The sequence below is a fragment of the Streptomyces sp. NPDC050703 genome, assembly GCF_040654435.1.
Lineage (GTDB): Bacteria > Actinomycetota > Actinomycetes > Streptomycetales > Streptomycetaceae > Streptomyces.
The window spans coordinates 1-18208 of record NZ_JBFAHX010000043.1; the positions used below are offsets into that span (position 1 = coordinate 1).

Genomic DNA, 18208 nt, shown 5'->3' on the forward strand with positions numbered 1-18208 from the left:
GGGGGCGCTTTCTGGGTGGGGGGGGGGGCGCCGTCGTACACCTCCCCCCCCCCCCCCGCCCCGTATCCGTAGGAGACACCAGGGCAATTGGGGGCGGCATGTCCTTCTGGGACGGACTGTGGCGCGGGCGTTCGATGGACTTCGAATCGGGTAGTTCCGCGACCAATTCCATCGAACTGACCAAGCGGAACCCGACGGTCTCGCTGAGCAAGCAGGGGGCCGCCACCGGCAATCTGCGCGTCAACCTGTCCTGGCAGATGCGGCCCTCGGACTTCATGGGCAAGCAGCGGCCGGGCGGCAGCCTGCTGCGGCATCCGTTCAAGATGTTCCAGCCGGACGTGGTGCAGGCCCACACCCAGGGCGTGGTCAACGTGGACCTCGACATCGGCTGCCTGTACGAGCTGACCGACGGCGCCAAGGGGGTCGTGCAGCCGCTCGGCAGCTTCTTCGGAAGCCTCAACGCACCCCCGTACGTGAAGCTCAGCGGCGACGACCGGTTCGGCTCACCGTCCGGCGAGACGATCTACGTCAACCTCGACCACCGCGAGTCCATCAAGCGGCTGCTCGTCTTCGCGTACATCTACGACCAGACGCCCGCCTTCGACCGTACGCACGCCAAGGTGACGCTCTACCCCAGCAACGGCCCGCGGATCGAGATCGACCTGGACGAGCGGCAGCCGCAGGCCCGCTCCTGCGCGGTGTTCACGATCGAGAACGTCAAGGACGAGCTGATCGTGCGCCGCGAGGTGAAGTTCGTCTACGGCTTCCAGGCCGAACTCGACCGGCTCTACGGCTGGGGCCTCCAGTGGGGCCGCGGCTACAAGACCAAGGTCGGCTGAGCCCCGGCGCCTCAACGGGGCAGGAACTGCGGCCCCTGCGGCGGCAGCGCGAAGTTCGGGTCCGGCATCGGCGCCACCGGCTGCGGATAGCCGTACGAGGGCTGCGCGACCGGGGCCGGGCGGGCGATCGGCGTGGGCTGCGTGGGCGCCGCGGGAGGGTAGCCGTACGAGGGCTGGGGCGCCGGTTGCCGGGGCGGCTCGGGCGGATAGCCGTACGAGGGCGGCGACTGCGGGGCGGGCTGCGCCGCGGACGGCTGCGGCTGGGCCAGGGCCGGCTGCGGCATGGGCTGCGCGGGCGGCAGCGGGAAGGACGTGGAGGGCCCCGGCACGGACGGCATGGGCTCGGGAGGCGGGGCGGACTCCGTGTCGTCCACGGAGATCCCGAAGTCCGAGGCCAGCCCCTCAAGACCGTTGGAGTAGCCCTCGCCGAGCGCGCGGAACTTCCAGCCCTCGCCGCGGCGGTAGAGCTCGCCGCAGATCAGCGCCGTCTCCTCGCCGGTCTGCGGGGTGATGTCGAAGTAGGCGAGGGGTTCGCCGTCGGTGACCAGGGCGTCGTAGAGCAGGATGCGCAGCGCCGGTACGTTCTCGAAGGCGACGCCCTCGGCGGACGCGGCAAGGAGGACGCGGCTCACGGCGGGGTCCATGCCCGCGAGATCTGTCTGGATCGTGTCGGTGAGCCCCTCGGCGACCCGCTTCTTGCCGAGCCGCCAGACCTTGCCGCCGGGGTGGCGCGGCTGGTTGTAGAAGACGAAGTCCTCGTCCGAGCGGACCCGGCCGTCCCCGCCGAGGAGCAGCGCCGACGCGTCGACGTCGGGGACACCCTGCCCGGGCGCCCAGCGCAGCACGGCGCGGACCGCCGAGGCTTCGAGCGGGACGTTCGACCCCTTCAACATCGCGTGCGTCATGCGGTCATCCTGCCTTCTTCCACACGGGCGTCACAACGCGGGGGCCGCCGGTCCGGCCATGCCGGGCGGGCGCCCGACCTGCGGGCCCGGCCGCGTCGGCAGGCGCCTGACCTGCGGGCGGCCGGAGCGTGCGACGGTTGTGTGGTGTGCGTGTGCGACATGGCCGGGTTACCTGGAGTTCATGCCCGCCGGGAACCCTGAGGACCCGTTCCTACGTACTATTACCGGCCACATCACAACCGTCCATGTCGATGGAACAGACGACAACGCCCGACGGAACAGGCGATAGCAGGGGAATTTCATGCGTCATTTCGGGCACATCGCCCCAGAGGTGCGGCAGCGCCTCTTCCACCGGGAGCCGTGTGCCTTCACCGCGGACTCCCCGCCCCACCTGCTCGCGTCCGCCCTGGGGGCCACGCTCTACAGCCCGGCCACCCGCCCCCGCCTCGCCGACGACGTCCTCAAGCAGGGCGGACGCGGCGTGACCTCCATGGTGCTCTGCCTGGAGGACTCCATCGACGACTCCGAGGTGGACGACGCCGAGGAGAACCTGGTCCGGCAGTTCGCCGACCTCGCGGCACGGGGCGTGGAGCCCCCGCTGCTGTTCATCCGGGTCCGCGCCGCCGGGCAGATACCCGACCTGGTCCGCAGGCTCGGTCCGAGCGGGCGGCTGCTGTCCGGATTCGTGCTGCCCAAGTTCACCGAGGAGCGGGGCGTTCCGTTCCTGGAGGCGCTGACGGCCGCCGAGGCGGACACCCCGACGGGCCCCGGCCGGCGGCTCTTCGCCATGCCCGTCCTCGAATCGCCCGAGCTGCTGCACCTGGAGAGCCGCGCCGAGACGCTCGCGGGGATAGCCCGCACCGTCGACAAGTACCGCGACCGGGTGCTCGCGCTGCGCCTCGGCGTCACCGACTTCTGCTCCGCGTACGGACTGCGCAGACCGCCCGACATGACCGCCTACGACGTGCAGATCGTCGCCTCGGTCATCGCCGACGTGGTGAACGTCCTCGGCAGGGCCGACGGCACGGGCCACATCGTGACCGGTCCCGTCTGGGAGTACTTCCGGGTCCAGGAGCGCATGTTCAAGCCGCAGCTGCGCCGCAGCCCCTTCCTGGAGGGCCGCGCCGACGAGCTGCGGCAGGCCCTCATCGAGCACGACATGGACGGTCTGCTCCGCGAGATCGAGCTCGACCGCGCCAACGGCCTGCTCGGCAAGACCTGCATCCACCCCTCCCACGTCCTGCCCGTGCACGCCCTCTCCGTCGTCAGCCACGAGGAGTTCAGCGACGCGCAGGACATCCTGCGCCCCGAGCGCGACGGCGGCGGGGTGCTGCGCTCCTCGTACACGAACAAGATGAACGAGGTGAAGCCGCACCGCGCCTGGGCCGAGCGGACCCTGCGGCGGGCCGAGGTCTTCGGCGTCGCCAGGGAGGACGTCGGCTTCGTGGAACTGCTCACGGCCGGCATCCCCGCCCCGTGACCCCTCCCCCCACCGGCCAGGGCGGCCGGTCGAACGCAAGGAACATGACGTACGTGACGGAAGACGCGGTGTGGTCGGGCAGCTGGGTGGCCGAGCGGCTCGGGGTCGGGCTCGACGGCGACGAGACGCTGCACGGACTCCTCGGCCTCGCCCTGCGCCGCAACCCCAAGCGGGCCCACCTCCTGGTCTCCAACGTGCTCGGCAAGCACGTGCCGCAGCGCCCCTCCGTGGTCCACGCCGCCGGGCACGGCCTCGGCGTCCGGGTGCGGGAACTGCTCGGCGACGACGAGGCGGGCCGCGCCGTCGTCCTCGGCTACGCGGAGACCGCCACCGGCCTCGGCCACGCGGTCGCCGACGGCGTGGGCCTCGCGCCCTACCTGCACTCCACCCGGCGGCCCGTCGAGGGCGTCGAGCGCGCGGGCGGCTTCGAGGAGTCCCACTCGCACGCCACCTCCCACCTGCTGCTCCCCGAGGACCCCCGGCTCCTCGCCGGGCAGGGACCGCTGGTCCTCGTCGACGACGAGTTCTCCACCGGCAACACGGTCCTGAACACCGTCCGCGCCCTGCACGAGCGCTTCCCGCGCGAGCGGTACGTGATCGTGGCCCTGGTCGACATGCGCTCACCGGAGGACCGCGGACGCCTCGCCGCGTTCGCCCGCGAGATCGGCGCGCGCGTCGACCTGATCGCGCGGGCCGCGGGGACGGTCCGGCTGCCCGAAGGGGTCCTGGAGAAGGGGCAGGCGCTGGTAGCGGAGCACGAGACGGCCGCCGTCCCCGGACCGCGCGGGGAGCGGCGCCCGGCCGGCCGCGTCGAGCTGGGCTGGCCCGAAGGGGTGCCCGACGGCGGCAGGCACGGCTTCACGCCCGCCCACCGGGCCGGGCTCCAGGAGGCGCTGCCCGGCATGGCCCAGCGGATCGCCCGTGAGCTGCCGGCCGGCGCGCGCCGCGTCCTCGTCCTGGGCTTCGAGGAACTGATGTACGCACCGCTCGCGCTCGGCGTGGAGCTGGAGCGGACCATCGGCGCCGAGGTGCGGTTCTCCACCACGACCCGGTCGCCCGTCCTCGCCGTCGACGACCCCGGCTACGCGATCCGCACCCGCCTCGTCTTCCCCGCCCACGACGCGCCCGCCGACGGACCCGGGCCCCGGTTCGCCCACAACGTCGCGGGCGGCGGCTTCGACGCGGTCCTCGCGGTCGTGGACTCCGTGGCCGACACCCCGGAGCTGCACGCCGCCGACGGGCTCCTCGCGCAGCTCTCCGCGCACGTCCCGCACGTCCTGCTGGCCGTCGTCCCCTCGTACGTCCCCGCGCCTGCCCCATCCGAAAGGCCCCCTTTGCTGCCCGAACCCCTCCGCGGTCCCGCCTTCTCCTCGTACGCTCCCGACGACGTCGGCTGGCTGCTCCAGGACCTCTCGGACGTGACGCTCGAAGCGCCCACCGAGGAGCGCGAGGAGGCGATCCAGAGCGGCGGCGCGCACTACGCGGAATCGCTGCCGGTCGAGTACCAGCCGAGCGAGCGCTACCAAGAGCTGTTCCACGCCGCGCTCGACACCTCCGCCGCCCGCGTCGCCCGGGCCGTCGGCACCGTCACGGAGACCGTCATGGCGGAGCGGCCGACCCGCCCCGTCCTGGTCTCCCTCGCCCGCGCCGGCACCCCCGTCGGGGTCCTGATGCGCCGCTGGGCCGCGCACCGGCACGGGCTCGACCTGCCGCACTACGCCGTCTCCATCGTGCGCGGCCGGGGCATCGACGCCAATGCCCTGCGCTGGCTCGCCGCCCACCACGACCCCGCGGACGTCGTCTTCGTCGACGGCTGGACGGGCAAGGGCGCGATCACCCGCGAACTGTCCGACGCGATACGGGCGTACGAGGCGTCCGGCGGCGCCGCGGGCTTCAGCCCCGAGATCGCCGTGCTCGCCGACCCCGGCTCGTGCGTGCGCACCTACGGCACCCGCGAGGACTTCCTCATCCCCTCCGCCTGCCTGAACTCCACGGTCTCCGGGCTCATATCCCGCACCGTGCTGCGCGCGGACCTGGTCGGCCCCGACGACTTCCACGGCGCGAAGTTCTACCGCGAACTCGCCGGAGCCGACCTGTCCCGCCACTTCGTCGACGCCGTCGCCGCCCGCTTCGACGAGGTCGCCGACGCCGTGGACGTACGCGTCAAGGAACTCCTCTCCGCCGACCGCGCGCCGACCTGGGAGGGCTGGGCCGCCGTCGAACGGATCAGCGAGGAGTACGGCATCCACGACGTGAACCTCGTCAAGCCGGGCGTCGGCGAGACGACCCGGGTGCTGCTGCGCCGCGTCCCCTGGAAGATCCTGGCCCGCGCGGGCGCCGGAGCCGACCTCGACCACGTGCGGCTGCTCGCCGGGCAGCGGGGCGTGCCGGTCGAGGAGGTCGACGGACTGCCGTACAGCTGCGTGGGACTGATCCACCCCCAGTACACGCGCGGCGCGACCGGCGCCGACGGCAAGGCGGTGGTCTCCCCGTGACGAAGCTCGTCGCCAGCGACCTCGACCGCACGCTCATCTACTCCGCCGCGGCGCTGGGCCTGACCATGCCCGACGCCGAGGCACCGCGACTGCTCTGCGTCGAGGTGTACGAGGGCAAGCCCCTGTCGTACGTCACGGAGACCGCCGCCGGGCTCCTCGCGGAGCTGGGCGGGGCCTCGGTCTTCGTACCGACCACCACACGGACGCGCGAGCAGTACCGGCGGGTGCACCTGCCCGGCCCCGCGCCCCGGTTCGCCATCTGCGCCAACGGCGGGCACATCCTCGTCGACGGGGTCTCCGACCGGGACTGGCAGGCGCGGGTCACCCGCCGCCTCGCCGACGAGTGCGCCTCGCTCGACGAGGTGCGCGCGCACCTCGTGCGGACCGCCGACCCGGCCTGGCTGCTCAAGGAGCGCGTGGCCGAGGACCTCTTCGCCTACCTCGTCGTCGAGCGCGCGCTGCTGCCGGACCAGTGGGTCAAGGAACTCGCACAGTGGGCGGACGGGCGCGGCTGGACGGTCTCCCTCCAGGGCCGCAAGCTGTACGTCGTGCCGGCGCCGCTCACCAAGAGCGCGGCCGTCCGGGAGGTCGCGCGGCGGGTCGGTGCCTCGGAGGTCCTCACCGCGGGGGACTCCCTGCTGGACACGGACCTGCTGCTCGCCGGTGACCGCTCCTGGCGGCCCGGCCACGGGGAGCTGGCCGACACGGGGTTCACGGCTCCCGGGCTCACGGTGCTCCCCGAGCGGGGCGTCGCCGCGGGGGAGGAGATCCTCCGGGCGTTCCTCCGGGCGGGGCCGCGGCGCTAGCCTGTGGCCATGCCTCGTTATGAATTCCGGTGCCGGTCCTGTGGGGACACGTTCGAAGTCAGCCGACCCATGGCGCGGTCCGCCGATCCCGCGGAGTGCCCTGCCGGGCACGGGGACACGGTGCGGTTGCTCTCCACGGTGGCCGTGGGGGGCCAGTCCTCGGCCCCCGCGGGTCCGCAGGGCGGCGGCGGCGGGGGCGGCGGGTGCTGTGGTGGGGGCTGCTGCGGGTGACCGGGCCGGGGCCCGGGCTCCGGCCGTCGGCTGCGGGCCCGGTCGCGGCCGGGCGCGCGGTTCCCCGCGCCCCTGACGGGGGCGGCCGCGGTCAGCGGACCACCGTGCCCGGCCCCGCGCCGAGCAGGTCCAGTTCCGCCCGTGTCGGCGCGCCCTCCCAGTCGCCGTGGGAGGCCACGGCGAAGGCGCCCGTGGTCACCGCACGGTCCAGGCGGGCCGCCGCGTCCGCGCCGTCCAGGAGCGCGGACAGGTAGCCCGCCACGAACGCGTCGCCCGCGCCCACCGCGTCCACCGGGCGCACCTCACGCGCGGGGGAGTGCCGTTCGCCGCGCACGGTGTGCAGCGTCGCGCCGGACGCGCCCAGCTTGACCACGACGTCGCGTACCCCCTCGGCCAGGAGGCGCTTCGGCGTGGCCCCCGGCAGGCACAGGGGGAGTTCGTCGTCCGAGGCGATGAGCACGTCGACGTACGGCAGCCACTCCCGCAGCTCCGCCGTGGCCTCCTCCGCTGACCACAGGCGTGAGCGGTGGTTGACGTCGAGGCAGACCTCCGTGCCGTGCTCGCGGGCCAGGCGCAGCGCCGTGCGGCAGGCCGCCGCCGCCGAGGGGCCGAGCGCCGGGGTGATGCCCGTCAGGTGCAGCACGCGCGGCGCGGCCGACGCGAACGCGGCCTCGACCGCCGCGGGGGAGAGCCGGGACCCCGCGGAGCCCGCGCGGTAGTAGTGCACGCGGGTCACCTCCGGCAGCCGCGGCTCGAAGAGGATCAGGCCCGTCGGCGCCCCCTCGTCCCGCGTCGCCGCGGTCACGTCGACGCCCTCGGCGCGCAGCGTCCGCAGGACCAGTTCGCCGGCCTCGTCGGCGCCGACCGCGCCCGCCCAGCGGACGGTGTGGCCGAGGCGGGCGAGGCCGATCGCCACGTTGGACTCGGCGCCCGCGACGGACACGTCCATCGAGCCGCCCAGCTTGAGGGGGCCGCCGCCGCGCAGCGCCATCATCGTCTCGCCGAAGGTGAGGACGTCGGGCGCGCTCATCGGCCGGCCTCCGCCGCCGCCGCGACCTTCACGAACTCCGCGGCCCGGGCGCGCAGCCCCGCCAGATCGCCGCCGTCCGCGGCGTCGCCGACCAGCGGGGAGCCCACGCCCACCGCGACGGCCCCGAGCCCCAGGTACGCCTCGGCCGCCGCCGCGTCCACGCCGCCGACCGGCACGAACGGCGTACGGGGGAAGGGGCCGCGCAGCGCCTTGAGGTAGGCGGGGCCGCCCATCGCGGACGCGGGGAAGATCTTCAGCGCGGTGACGCCCGCGGCCTCCGCCGCGATCACGTCGGTGGGGGTGAGGACACCGCCGAGTACCGGCAGGCCGAGGCGAGCCGCCTCCTCGGAGCCCGCGCCGAGGCCGGGCGTCACGATGAGGTTGGCGCCCGCGTCGGCCGCCAGGCGGGCGTCCCGCGCGGTGAGCACGGTGCCCGCGCCGAGCCACGCGCCGGGGCCGAGTTCGGCGCGGGCCCTGCGGAGCACGCCCAGCGCGTCGGCACCGCTGAGGGAGACCTCGACGAGCGGGACCCCGGCTTCGGCGAGCGTCATGACCGTACGGAAGGAGGCGTCAGGGTCGCTGCCGCGCACGATGGCGACGAGGCGTTCCGACCGGAGAGCGGCGGGGAAATCGAGCGCGTCGAACATGGCCCCAGGCTCGCACAGGGGGACGGGCCGGAAACCGCCGGGGCGTGCGACCGCCCCGACGGGAGGGCTCAGGCGCCCTGCCCCCGCTCCTCCCGGATGAGCGCCACCACGCGGGCCACCGTCGAGCGGACCTCCTCGGTCTCGGTGAGGAAGTGCCAGTAGTCGGGGTGGCGGCCCTCCAGGGCGGAGACCGCGCGGTCCAGGCGGGCCACGGAGTCGTCGAGGGGGCGGGCGTGCCGCGGCTCGGGCGTCTGGCGGCCCGCCATCGCCAGGCGCTGCGCGTCCCGGATCGCGAAGCGGGTGCGCTCGATCTCCTGCTGCGGGTCCTTCGCGACGGCGTTGAGCCGCCGCAGCCGGTCACCGGCGGCCGAGACCGCCTCGTCCGTGTTGTTCAGCAGGGCGCGGACCGTGGAGAGCAGGGCCGTGGCGTCCGGCCAGCGCTGCTCGTCGCGGGCCCGCTGGGCCTCCTTCAGCCTCGTCTCCGCCTGGCGCACGCTCTCCGCGGCCTGGTCGGGGACGCGTTGCAGGTCCTCCCAGCACGCGAGCGTGAACCGGCGGCGCAGCTCGCTGAGGATCGGCTCCACCTGGCCACTGCGGGTGGTCAGGGCCTGTGCCCGGGTCCGCAGCGACACCAGCCGCCGGTCGATCTCGGAGGCGCGCTCGGGCAGCCGCTCGGCCTCGGCGCGCACGGCCTCGGCGTCGCGCAGCACGCGGTCGGCGCGCTGGAGCGTCTCCGGTACGCCGTGCTGTCCCGCGCCCTGGTTCAGCTTGGTCAGCTCGGGGGCGAGGGCGGCGAGCCGGGCCGCCAGGTCGTCGGCCCGCAGGCCCGCCGCGCGGACCGCGTCCAGGGCGTTGCTCGCGGCGAGCAGCGTCCGGCGGGCCCGCTCCACGGCCGGGGCGAGCCGGGCGAGCTGGGTCTCCGCCTTGTCGAGCAGCGGGCCGAGCCCCTGCCGGAAGCGCTCCAGGTCCTGCTTGACCCTGGTCAGCTCGTCCTTGGCGCCGGTCAGCTCGGTCCGCGCGCGGGCCGCCACGGACGTGTCGAGGTCGTCGCGGTCCAGGTCGTGGGCGTCCACCGCGCCGATGTACTGGTGGCTGACCTCGTCGATGCGCCGCCCGAGCGCCTCGAAGTCGGAGACGGCGCGCCGGGCCGCGGGCGTGGAGTCCACGGCGACGATCGTCTCGATGGAGATCCGCAGGTCGCGCTGGGCGGTGTCCAACTCGTAGAAGGCGGCGGCAGCGGCGTCCTTGGCGGCCTGCGCCTCCGCGCGCACGCTCTCACCGCGCCCGCCGAACCACCGCCGGGTGCCGCCGCCGGCGAACGCGGCCGGGGCGGTGACGGCGAGCAGGGGCAGCGGAAGGAGCACGAGGGCGAGGACGTCACGCACGCCCGCCGCGAAGCGCCCCCGTCCGTGCCGCCCGCCACGGCCCCGCCGAACGCCCCCGGTGGTGCGCGGGGCGCGTCCCGCGCCGGTCCCGGCCGCTCCCGTCCGCCCTGTCGCCCCGCTCTCGCTCCCCGCCTGGTCCGGTGTGTACGGCTGCCACGGTGTCGCCGTCACAATCCCTCTCCCGTGCTGCTGTCGGCCCTGCCCCGGAGTCACATTCTCCCACCGGTCGGAGACGAACACACGGGCCGGTCGGTTCGCTCCGCGCACGGTGAATCCGCCGTCGCCGCCGCACCCCCGCAACGGGTTTGCGGGGCACCACCTGCGGCAGGGTAGGCTGTCCACTCGTTCCCGGGCGCGTAGCTCAGGGGTAGAGCGCCTCCCTTACAAGGAGGATGTCGGCGGTTCGAAACCGTCCGCGCCCACCGGGTCAGAACGGCGGAGCCCCGTACCGAGTGATCGGTACGGGGCTCCGCCGTTTCCGCGTTTCGGGGTACGGCACGGGCGCCGGGCGAGCCGGTCCCGAGGAGAGGGCGCTCAGCGGCCGCTGTTCGGATGCGTCCTGCGGTATCTGCGGTCCCAGCGTTCCTGGCGTTCCTTGCGGAGGCGGTAGTCGCGGTACGTCTTCGGGAGGCCGCCGCCTCCGCCGCCCCCTCCGCCGCTGCCCGAGCCCGTGGGCTTGTTCTTGGGGGGCTTTCCGGACGCGCCGCCGCCCTCGTAGGACCTCAGCACGTAGAAGGCGAGCGCCGCCGCGCCGAGCCACAGGATGGGCTGGTCGAAGCCGAGGCCGATCAGGGCCAGTATCGCGATGAGGATCAGGACGTTCACGGCTGCACCTCCGCGGCCGACGAGCCTGGGCGAGCTCGGTCAGGGGGAGTCAACGCCCGCCGTTCCCCCCTGTCAATGGCTTGGCGGCGCGGAGTCGTCCCGCGTCTCGTGGGCGTGCTTGAGGCGGGCCCTCGCGGCGACCGCGTCGGGGCCCGAGATCTGTTCCCAGTAGCGGTGGCAGGTCACGAAGACCGCCAACTCCCGCTCCCGCGCGCGCAGTTTCTCGACCTCGGCCTGTTCGTCCGCGGTCCAGCCGGGCGACGCGGGCCGCTCCACGCTGCGCCAGCCGCCGGTGTCGCTGAAGCCGTCGAGGGGCTGCACCGACCAGGGGAGGCGTTTGAGCAGCGCCAGGAGCTCGGAGCGGACCTGGTGCAGTTCCTCCTGGGCGGCGAGGAGGTCGCCGGGGAAGTCATGGGATGGGGAGGGAGGCACGCCGTAATGGTACTCCTGTTCGAATTGGGTGTGCGAGTGGTACGAGGGCCGGCTTCAGGCGGGGCCGCCTCGTCCTCGGCGCTCCGTGGAGCGGCGGGTGCCGGGACGGGCGCGGTGGCAAGCTGGGGGCATGTGCCGAAGCATCAAGACGCTGCGTCCGCCCGCCATCCCCGAAGACGCCACCGAGGAGGAGATCCGGGCCGCGGCGCTGCAGTACGTGCGCAAGGTCTCCGGGTTCCGCGCCCCCGCCGCGCACAACCGCGAGGTCTTCGACCGGGCCGTCGACGCCGTCACCGCGGCGACCGCCGAACTGCTCGCCGGCCTTGAGGTGCGGGGGGCGCGGGCCTCTTGAGCCGGGGCCCCGGAGGGTGATCCCGGGTCGGCCGGGCCGGGGGGCGCGATCCCCGGTTCGCCGCGGGCCGATGCCCCGCCGGGTGCCCCGCGCTCGCCGTCGGGTCAGCTCCCCGCGCTCGCCGCCCGGTCAGCTTCCTGCGGTCGCCGTCGGGTCAGGCCCCCGCGCTCGCCGTCGGCCGGTGCGCCCGGCCGCCGCTGGGTCAGCTGGCTCCTCGCGGCCGCCGTCGGGTCAGCTCCCCGCGGTTGTCGTCCGCTCGGCTTCCCGTGGTCGCCGCCGGGCCGGTGCCTCGCGGTCACCGTCGGGCCAGCTCCCCGCGCTCGCCGTCCGCTCGGCTTCCCGTGGTCGCCGCCGGGCCGGTGCCTCGCGCTCGCCATCGGGTCAGCTCCCCGCGGTTGTCGTCCGCTCAGCTTCCGCGCTCGCCGTCGGCCGGTGCCTCCGGCCGTCGCCGGGGCAGCCGGCTCCCCCCGGCCGCCGTCGGGTCAGCTCCCCCCCCGGTTGCCGCCCGGTCAGCGCCCCGCCGTTGCCGTCGGGTGCCCCGCGCTCGCCGTCGGGCGTCGTACCAGGAATGCCGCCCCCGCCCCCGCCGCGACCAGCGCGAGTACCGAAACGCCCGTGGCCAGCCATGTCGCGCCGAGCCACTGGCCGCCGAAGTAGCCGAGGGCCACGCTGTAGCCCGCCCAGGCCAGGCCCGCCAGTACGGACCACGGCAGGAAGTCGCGCAGTCTGCGGTGGGCCGCGCCCGCGCCGAGGGAGACGATCGAGCGGCCCGCGGGCGCGAAGCGGGCGATGACGAACAGGATGCCGCCGCCCCGCGAGAGCGCCGCCCCGAGCTTCGCCTGCGCGGCGGTCAGCCGGCGCGAGCGGGCGATGGCGCGCTCCAGGCGTTCGCCGCCGCGCCACGCCAGACGGAACGCCGCCATGTCACCGAGTACGGACGCCGTCGCCGCGCTGAGGGTCAGGAGCAGGATGTCGGGGACGTTGTGCGGCACCCGCCCGGTGCCGGCCGCTGCCGCCGCCGTCGCCGACATGATGACGAGGACGCCGCTCGGCAGGACGGGCACGAAGACGTCGAAGAGGACGGACAGGGCCACGACCGCGTAGATCCATGGACTGCCGGTCAGCGCGCCCACACTCTCAAGCACCACAACTCCCCGTGACTCCCCGGACGGCAGCGGTTGCCGCTGTGTCGCGGGGAACGGCAGGGGCGGCCTGATAACAGCTGTACAGCGTACGCCGCGCGCGCCGCCGGTGATCCACTGGGGCCAGGGTGCCCGCCGCGGAGCGGAAAGACGGCGGCGCCCCCTCCTCCCGGCGTACGGGAGGAGGGGGCGCCGCCGAGTCGCCGTCGGACCGGTCAGGCGGCGACCGGCGTGCGCTCCGCGGCCTTGTCGTCCTCGCTCACGCCGCGCCCGGCGAAGAGCCGGTCGAGGCCGAACGCGCCCGAGCCGGTGAAGACGAACAGCAGCATCGCCCAGCAGAACATCGCCGAGGCCTCGCCGCCGTTCTCCATGGGCCACAGGGCCTCCGGCTGGTGGACCTTGAAGTAGGCGTAGGCCATCGAGCCGGACGCGATGAACGCGGCGGCCCGGGTGCCGAGGCCGAGGAGGACCAGGGAGCCGCCGACGAGCTGGATGACCGCCGCGTACCAGCCGGGCCACGTACCGGCGTCGATGGTGCCGCCGGTGCCCGAGGCGCCGCCGAGCACGCCGAAGAGGGACGCGGCGCCGTGGCAGGCGAAGAGCAGGCCGACCACTATGCGGAACAGGCCGATGGCGTAGGGCTGGGCGCTGTTGAGACGTCCAGTCATGGTGGGGGACTCCTTCGGTCGAGGGGGACGGAACCGAGCGGGGGGCCAAGATTAGGCGCACCTAATTAGTGCTTGCAAGTTCAACATTCGGTCATGCGGGCCTTCCGCTTCCGGCCCGGCTGGGGGCCGAGGGCGGGCCCCGTTAGCCGGGGCGGCGGTGCCCGGCGCGGTCCCGCGCCGCCGCGTCAGCGTCCGGCGGCGCGGCCCGTTCGGCCTCGGGAAACGTGTCGGCGGCGGTCACCCAGCGCACCCCGCACCCGTGCGGTCGATGACCTGAACCACCGCATATGGCAACAACCTTGATGATCTATCAGGTGGTGGGGGCGTGCCGTGGCGGCCGGCCGGTCCGGGGCGTGGCCGCCGGTCGCGGAGGGGCGGCGGGGGACCGTCACGGTGCGTCGCGCGAGCGGTCCGTCCCGCGTGCGGTGCGCGAGGGGTTCGGGTGGCCCGTGGCCTTCGCCGAGGGGGCCCGCGCGTGCCGCCGGGCCGTCCGGGAGGTGAAGATCGTGACGTACGTCCCACGTTCCGCGCCGCGCCGCCGGTCCACGGGCCGGGACCGGGCGGGGCGCCCGGCCCGTCCGGTGCGGCCGTCTCCGCGACGCGGTGGCGCCAGGGGTGCGGTGGCGTGGCCGGCCGGGCGGCCAAGCGGCGTCGAGGGGCGGCCGTCGAAGCTGTGGGACGTGAGCCGCACGGGTGCGGGCCGGGTCCGCGGCGGGCCGTCCCGCGAGGCTCTTCTCGCAGGTCACACGGTACGGCGGGCGTGGGGGTGAGCGGTTCCTTGTTCCCGTACGGCACGGGCTGCCGGGTGCGTCGGGGCGACGGCGTCGGAGGGCGCGCGGTGGGGGATTCGTGGCGCCCCGGGCCCGGCAGAGCACCGCCGGGCCGGCCGGACCCGGCGGCGTCGGTCGGCGTAAGTGATCTCCACGCGTACGGGATCGGCGCCCCCGCGAGGCTCCGCCGCCATGTGGCCGGAAACCGCCCCCGCGAGCACCGGTGTCCGCCGCTTCACACCGCAGGGGCCACCGTCGCCGGGCCCCTCCCGGAGCCTCCGCTCCCGGGAGCCGCCGCCCGGCGCCGCCCCGGGAGCCGCACGCCCGCCTCCCTCACGGCGCCCCCGCGCTCACACGATCCGCCCCTCCTCCGCCACCTCCAGCCGCGCCCCGCCGCCCCGCACCGCCCGCGCCTGGTCCAGACGGAGGTGGGCCGAGCGGCCGTGGAGGGTCAGGGTCATGAGCTGGTTGCCGAACCACGGGCCGCCCGTCCTGCGCCAGTCGATGCCCGCCTGCGTCACCGAGCCGTGCCGCGCGAAGCTGCGGCCGAGGGCCCGGCCCACGCGGCTCCAGCCGAAGCGGAAGCCGAGCTTGAGCGCGGACGGGATCGAGTTGTGGACCGGCGAGCAGGTGAGCTGGAGGACCCGGGCGTCGGGACCGCCGCCCACGGGCCAGCTCGGCTCGGCGATGTAGGCGTGGTGGACGTCGCCGGAGAGCACGCACACCGTGGCGGGCGCGTCGGGGCCCGAGCCCGCCTCCTCGATCAGGGCGGTGAGCGCCTCGAAGGACGCGGGGAACGCCGACCAGTGCTCCAGGTCCGAGCGCCTGCGCAGGTTCTCGCCGAACCGGGCCCAGCGCTCGCCGCGCTCGCCCCGGCACAGCGCGGCGTTCCACCCCTCGGCGTCGTGGATGAGGTGGGGGAGCAGCCAGGGCAGGGAGCTGCCGATGAGCAGGTGGTCGTAGCCGCCCGGGTTTTCGAGCGCTTGCTCCCGCAGCCAGCGGGCCTCCTTCGGGTCGACCATGGCGCGCTCGCCCTCGGTGAGGACGCGGGCCGCGCGGGTGTCGATCATCAGCAGGCGTACGCGGCCGAAGTCCCGCCGGTAGCTCCAGCGCACCGCCGCGGCGTCCGCGTCGGAGGCGGCGGCGAAGGCGCGCAGCGCCTCCGTGCCGTCGGGCTTCGCGCGCACGGAGGCGTAGACCGCGTCGCTCTCCAGCTCGTCGGGGCGGAGGTTGCCGATGTGCTGGTGGACCCAGTACGACATGAGGCCGCTCAGGACGCGCTCGCGCCACCAGGGCGTGGCCCGCATCTCGGCGAGCCAGGCCGCGCTCGTGTTCCAGTCGTCTATGACGTCGTGATCGTCGAAGATCATGCAGCTCGGCACGGTCGAGAGCAGCCAGCGGACCTCGGGGTCGAGCCATGACTCGTGGTACAGGCGGGTGTACTCCTCGTAGTCCGCGACCTGGTGCCACGGCGGCTCCGACGTGTCCCTGCGGGCCGCGAGCCAGCGGCGGGTGGCCGGGGAGGTCTGGTCCGCGTACACCTGGTCGCCCAGGAGGAGCAGGACGTCGGGGCGCTCGGCGGCCGGGCCGGCGGCGACGCGGGCGGCGAGCGTGTCCAGGGCGTCGGGCCCCACGGGGTCGTCCCCGCCGGAGGGCGGTGCGGCCCAGCGGCAGGAGCCGAACGTCACGCGGAAGTCCGAGCCGCCGTCCGGCGCGGGCGTGCGGATGGTGCTCGCGGGGAACCGCGAACCGGGCTCGGGCCAGACGAGGGCGGCGCGGTCGCGCGGCCCTCCCCGGTCCTCGTCCTCGCCGATGCCGTCAACGCCCATGCCGTCTTCGTCGAGAACGCCCATGCCATCCTCGCCGATGCCGTCTTCGTCGAGGTGGGCCTCGCCGGTTCCGCGCTCTTCGGGGCCGCCGTCCAGCAGCACCTCGTACGCCGTCTCGGTGCCCGGGGTCAGGCCGGTGACCGGGATCAGCGCGTAGTGGTGCCCGGCGATCTGGAAGGTGCGCGCCGAGCCGCGCGCGCCGTCGGCGCAGCGCACTTCGGCGGCGCAGGGCCGGTCGGTCTCGACCCAGACGGTCGCCGTGGAACCGTCGACGTACCTCAGCAGTGGACCAAGGCGCAGCCGTGCCACAGATGATCACCCTCCTCCGTCGCCCCGTACGGTACGGAACGACGGAAGAGGGCGGGGCGGTTCCGTCCATTCCCGCCGGGATGGCGCGCCGCGACGGCTCAGCAGCCGTTGAGCACCGAGGCCAGGGCGGCCTTCTCCTCGGCGTCCACGGTGAGCTTGTAGTGGTGCTTCACGTCCACCCACATGCGGGTGTAGTAGCAGTGGTACGACTCGGCCGGCGGCATCCACTCCGCCGGGTCCTGGTCGCCCTTGGACTGGTTGACGTTGTCGGTGACGGCGACGAGCTGGGGCCGGGTCAGGTCGTTGGCGAAACCTTGCCTCTGGGGGGTGGTCCAGCCGTTCGCGCCGGACTTCCATGCCTCGGAGAGGGGCACGACGTGGTCGATGTCGACGTCGGACGCGGCGGTCCAGGTGCCGCCGTCGTAGGGGGACTTCCAGGTGCCCGAGGTGGCGGCGCAGCTCGCGTCCTGCTGGACGCCGGTGCCGTCGCGCTTGAGGACGACCTCGCGGGTGTTGCACGTGCCGGACTGCGTGCTCCAGTGCGGGAACTTGTCGCGGCTGTAGCCGTCGGAGGAACCTTCCGCCTTGACCGTCAGCTCGCCGAGGTAGGCGCGGGCGGTGGCGGCGCTGACCGGGGCCGGGGGAGCGGCCTGGGCGGGGGTGCCGGTGAGGAGGGTGGCGGCGGTGGCCAGGAGCGCGGCGCCGCCGAGCGCGGCCACGCGGTGCCTGGCGGCGGTCGTCGGGCTCGTGGGTGCCGTGCGTCGACGCGCGTAGACAACGGACATGCGAACTCCCTTGGTGTGGGGGGTGGTCGGCCGGTGGGGCGGCCATGCTCGCGGCCCCGGGTTACCCGGGGGTGTGCAGCTAGTGACAGGGTCGCGTCAATCAGGGGCGGAGTTCAAGGGTCTGGCGCGGTGTCATATGCGCATCAAGGGACGCGAGTTGGCGGCGAAGCGGCCACTGTGCTCGACCATTTGGGAGCATAGGTACGCTTTTGTGGCCCACTCGTGGCCCCATGTGTCCCTCTTTCGGGCCCGAGAGGTCCCGGCGAGGGTGCCCGCCTGCCGGCCGGCCCCTTCGCGGCGAGTCGCTCGAATGGCCCAATGTCGCGCCCCCGTGTGGGTGACCCGCCTCACGCGGGGCCCGGGCGGAAAGTCCCTGGCCGGGGAGGGCCGGGCGTCCCGTACGATGGACGGCGCAGAAGGGGAGTAGCTCTTCGCCGGACCGTCGACATACTGCTCAGCTCGTCTGAGCCGGCGCCCGGAGGCAGGCCCGTCCAGGGCAGGCCAGCGAGACCTTCGGCAAGCAGTGCATGGCGTGCGCGTCCGCGTGCGTATCTGTGTGCTGCCGTGCCGAGGTGTCGTACGCGAAGCGGTGGAACACTCTCGGTGGGGCGGCCCCGACCGATTGAGGAACCTTGATCAGCATCAGCGTGACGGCGCTCGTCTTCGGCGTCGTCTTCCTGGCCGAGCTGCCGGACAAGACGGCGCTCGCCGGGCTCGTCCTCGGCACGCGCTACCGCGCCTCCTACGTCTTCGCGGGCGTCGCGGCGGCCTTCACCGTGCACGTGGTGCTCGCCGTCGCGGCGGGCAGCGTCCTCACCCTCCTTCCGCAGCAGCTGGTCCACGCCCTGACCGGCGTCCTCTTCCTGGCCGGAGCGGCGATGCTGCTCATGAAGGGCGGCGGGGACGAGGAGGAGGTCAAGCAGCCCGAGAACCAGAGCTTCTGGAAGGTCTCGGGGGCGGGCTTCATGCTCATCCTGGTCGCCGAGTTCGGCGATCTGACGCAGATCATGACCGCGAACCTGGCCGCCCGCTACGACGACCCGCTCTCCGTCGGCCTCGGCGCCGTCCTCGCGCTCTGGGCGGTCGCGGGCCTCGGCATCGTCGGCGGAAAGGCCCTCATGCGGCGGGTGCCGCTGGCGCTGATCACGAAGATCGCGGCGCTGCTGATGCTGGGGCTCGGCGTGTGGAGCCTGTACGAGGCCATCGCCTGAGCCGGGTGACCGCCCCGTCCCGGCCCACGGCTGTTCTTTTTGGGTGGCTTACGGCCGGGCGCTGTGG

General features: G+C 74.5%; 17 protein-coding genes and 1 tRNA gene. 8 read left to right on the forward strand and 10 right to left on the reverse strand.

Annotated elements, in window-relative coordinates; genetic code table 11:
• The first annotated feature begins 98 nt into the window (after positions 1–98).
• Positions 99–839: a Tellurium resistance gene (locus tag AB0I16_RS29450; protein ID WP_363252655.1), complete on the forward strand. Its 741-nt coding sequence runs from the start codon at positions 99–101 to the stop codon at positions 837–839.
• A gap of 11 nt (positions 840–850) precedes the next feature.
• Here the strand turns inward: AB0I16_RS29450 and AB0I16_RS29455 are convergent, their stop codons facing one another.
• Positions 851–1744, reverse strand: a complete 894-nt coding sequence (locus AB0I16_RS29455) for a TerD family protein (RefSeq protein WP_363252656.1) — start codon at positions 1742–1744, stop codon at positions 851–853.
• Positions 1745–2045: 301 nt separating this feature from the next.
• Here AB0I16_RS29455 and AB0I16_RS29460 point away from each other — a divergent pair, with 301 nt between their 5' ends.
• From AB0I16_RS29460 to AB0I16_RS29475, 4 genes are read left to right on the forward strand one after another with little or no spacing between them, the layout of a single operon-like run.
• Complete coding sequence (locus AB0I16_RS29460) at positions 2046–3224, forward strand: HpcH/HpaI aldolase/citrate lyase family protein (protein WP_363252657.1); 1179 nt, start codon at positions 2046–2048, stop codon at positions 3222–3224.
• 53 nt (positions 3225–3277) lie between these two features.
• Entirely contained in the window at positions 3278–5719 is a 2442-nt protein-coding gene (locus AB0I16_RS29465) for a phosphoribosyltransferase (protein ID WP_363252658.1), read from the forward strand.
• Positions 5716–6525 carry an HAD family hydrolase gene (locus AB0I16_RS29470; protein ID WP_363252659.1) on the forward strand — a complete coding sequence of 270 codons (810 nt, stop codon included), beginning with the start codon at positions 5716–5718 and terminating at the stop codon, positions 6523–6525. Before AB0I16_RS29465 ends, AB0I16_RS29470 begins: the two co-directional genes overlap by 4 nt.
• Before the next feature lie 9 nt (positions 6526–6534).
• The gene (locus AB0I16_RS29475; RefSeq protein ID WP_363252660.1) at positions 6535–6756 is read left to right on the forward strand and encodes a zinc ribbon domain-containing protein; all 222 of its coding nucleotides are present in this window, start codon (positions 6535–6537) and stop codon (positions 6754–6756) included.
• Between the two features lie 91 nt (positions 6757–6847).
• On the opposite strand, the gene AB0I16_RS29480 is transcribed toward AB0I16_RS29475, so the two are convergent.
• The 3 genes from AB0I16_RS29480 to AB0I16_RS29490 all read right to left on the reverse strand — a co-directional run bounded on the left by AB0I16_RS29480 (position 6848) and on the right by AB0I16_RS29490 (position 9818).
• Entirely contained in the window at positions 6848–7786 is a 939-nt protein-coding gene (locus AB0I16_RS29480) for a sugar kinase (RefSeq protein ID WP_363252661.1), read from the reverse strand.
• Complete coding sequence (locus tag AB0I16_RS29485) at positions 7783–8433, reverse strand: bifunctional 4-hydroxy-2-oxoglutarate aldolase/2-dehydro-3-deoxy-phosphogluconate aldolase (RefSeq protein ID WP_363252662.1); 651 nt, start codon at positions 8431–8433, stop codon at positions 7783–7785. The genes AB0I16_RS29480 and AB0I16_RS29485 overlap by 4 nt, the downstream gene beginning before the upstream one ends.
• Positions 8434–8501: 68 nt before the next feature.
• On the reverse strand, positions 8502–9818 hold the full coding sequence (locus AB0I16_RS29490; RefSeq protein ID WP_363252704.1) for a hypothetical protein: 1317 nt from the start codon (positions 9816–9818) through the stop codon (positions 8502–8504).
• Between the two features lie 350 nt (positions 9819–10168).
• Between AB0I16_RS29490 and AB0I16_RS29495 the strand changes: the two genes are divergently transcribed.
• Positions 10169–10240 (forward strand) — tRNA-Val (locus AB0I16_RS29495).
• Between the two features lie 112 nt (positions 10241–10352).
• Here AB0I16_RS29495 and AB0I16_RS29500 read toward each other — a convergent pair.
• Both AB0I16_RS29500 and AB0I16_RS29505 read right to left on the reverse strand, forming a co-directional pair.
• The gene (locus AB0I16_RS29500; protein WP_363252663.1) at positions 10353–10643 is read right to left on the reverse strand and encodes a hypothetical protein; all 291 of its coding nucleotides are present in this window, start codon (positions 10641–10643) and stop codon (positions 10353–10355) included.
• Positions 10644–10715: 72 nt separating this feature from the next.
• Complete coding sequence (locus AB0I16_RS29505; protein ID WP_363252664.1) at positions 10716–11075, reverse strand: hypothetical protein; 360 nt, start codon at positions 11073–11075, stop codon at positions 10716–10718.
• A 130-nt stretch (positions 11076–11205) separates the two neighbouring features.
• Here AB0I16_RS29505 and AB0I16_RS29510 point away from each other — a divergent pair, with 130 nt between their 5' ends.
• The gene (locus tag AB0I16_RS29510) at positions 11206–11427 is read left to right on the forward strand and encodes a DUF2277 domain-containing protein (protein ID WP_363252665.1); all 222 of its coding nucleotides are present in this window, start codon (positions 11206–11208) and stop codon (positions 11425–11427) included.
• 509 nt (positions 11428–11936) lie between these two features.
• On the opposite strand, the gene AB0I16_RS29515 is transcribed toward AB0I16_RS29510, so the two are convergent.
• From AB0I16_RS29515 to AB0I16_RS29530, 4 genes are all read right to left on the reverse strand, one after another.
• Positions 11937–12572 (reverse strand): VTT domain-containing protein, encoded by a 636-nt coding sequence (locus AB0I16_RS29515; RefSeq protein WP_363252666.1) that lies wholly within the window; start codon positions 12570–12572, stop codon positions 11937–11939.
• 212 nt (positions 12573–12784) lie between these two features.
• Positions 12785–13237, reverse strand: a complete 453-nt coding sequence (locus tag AB0I16_RS29520; RefSeq protein WP_363252667.1) for a DoxX family protein — start codon at positions 13235–13237, stop codon at positions 12785–12787.
• A gap of 1120 nt (positions 13238–14357) precedes the next feature.
• Complete coding sequence (locus AB0I16_RS29525) at positions 14358–16145, reverse strand: alkaline phosphatase D family protein (RefSeq protein ID WP_363252668.1); 1788 nt, start codon at positions 16143–16145, stop codon at positions 14358–14360.
• Positions 16146–16243: 98 nt separating this feature from the next.
• The gene (locus tag AB0I16_RS29530; RefSeq protein ID WP_363252669.1) at positions 16244–16930 is read right to left on the reverse strand and encodes an HNH endonuclease family protein; all 687 of its coding nucleotides are present in this window, start codon (positions 16928–16930) and stop codon (positions 16244–16246) included.
• A 632-nt stretch (positions 16931–17562) separates the two neighbouring features.
• On the opposite strand from AB0I16_RS29530, the gene AB0I16_RS29535 reads away from it, so the two are divergent.
• On the forward strand, positions 17563–18141 hold the full coding sequence (locus tag AB0I16_RS29535; protein WP_062769596.1) for a TMEM165/GDT1 family protein: 579 nt from the start codon (positions 17563–17565) through the stop codon (positions 18139–18141).
• Positions 18142–18208: the final 67 nt, after the last annotated feature.

Coding starts and splice junctions, on each gene's coding strand:
- AB0I16_RS29455 (WP_363252656.1), bottom strand. CDS start 1,744: ATGACGCACGCGATGTTGAAGGGGTCGAACGTCCCGCTCGAAGCCTCG.
- AB0I16_RS29480 (WP_363252661.1), bottom strand. CDS start 7,786: ATGAGCGCGCCCGACGTCCTCACCTTCGGCGAGACGATGATGGCGCTG.
- AB0I16_RS29520 (WP_363252667.1), bottom strand. CDS start 13,237: ATGACTGGACGTCTCAACAGCGCCCAGCCCTACGCCATCGGCCTGTTC.
- AB0I16_RS29485 (WP_363252662.1), bottom strand. CDS start 8,433: ATGTTCGACGCGCTCGATTTCCCCGCCGCTCTCCGGTCGGAACGCCTC.
- AB0I16_RS29460 (WP_363252657.1), top strand. CDS start 2,046: ATGCGTCATTTCGGGCACATCGCCCCAGAGGTGCGGCAGCGCCTCTTC.
- AB0I16_RS29475 (WP_363252660.1), top strand. CDS start 6,535: ATGCCTCGTTATGAATTCCGGTGCCGGTCCTGTGGGGACACGTTCGAA.
- AB0I16_RS29530 (WP_363252669.1), bottom strand. CDS start 16,930: ATGTCCGTTGTCTACGCGCGTCGACGCACGGCACCCACGAGCCCGACG.
- AB0I16_RS29510 (WP_363252665.1), top strand. CDS start 11,206: ATGTGCCGAAGCATCAAGACGCTGCGTCCGCCCGCCATCCCCGAAGAC.
- AB0I16_RS29450 (WP_363252655.1), top strand. CDS start 99: ATGTCCTTCTGGGACGGACTGTGGCGCGGGCGTTCGATGGACTTCGAA.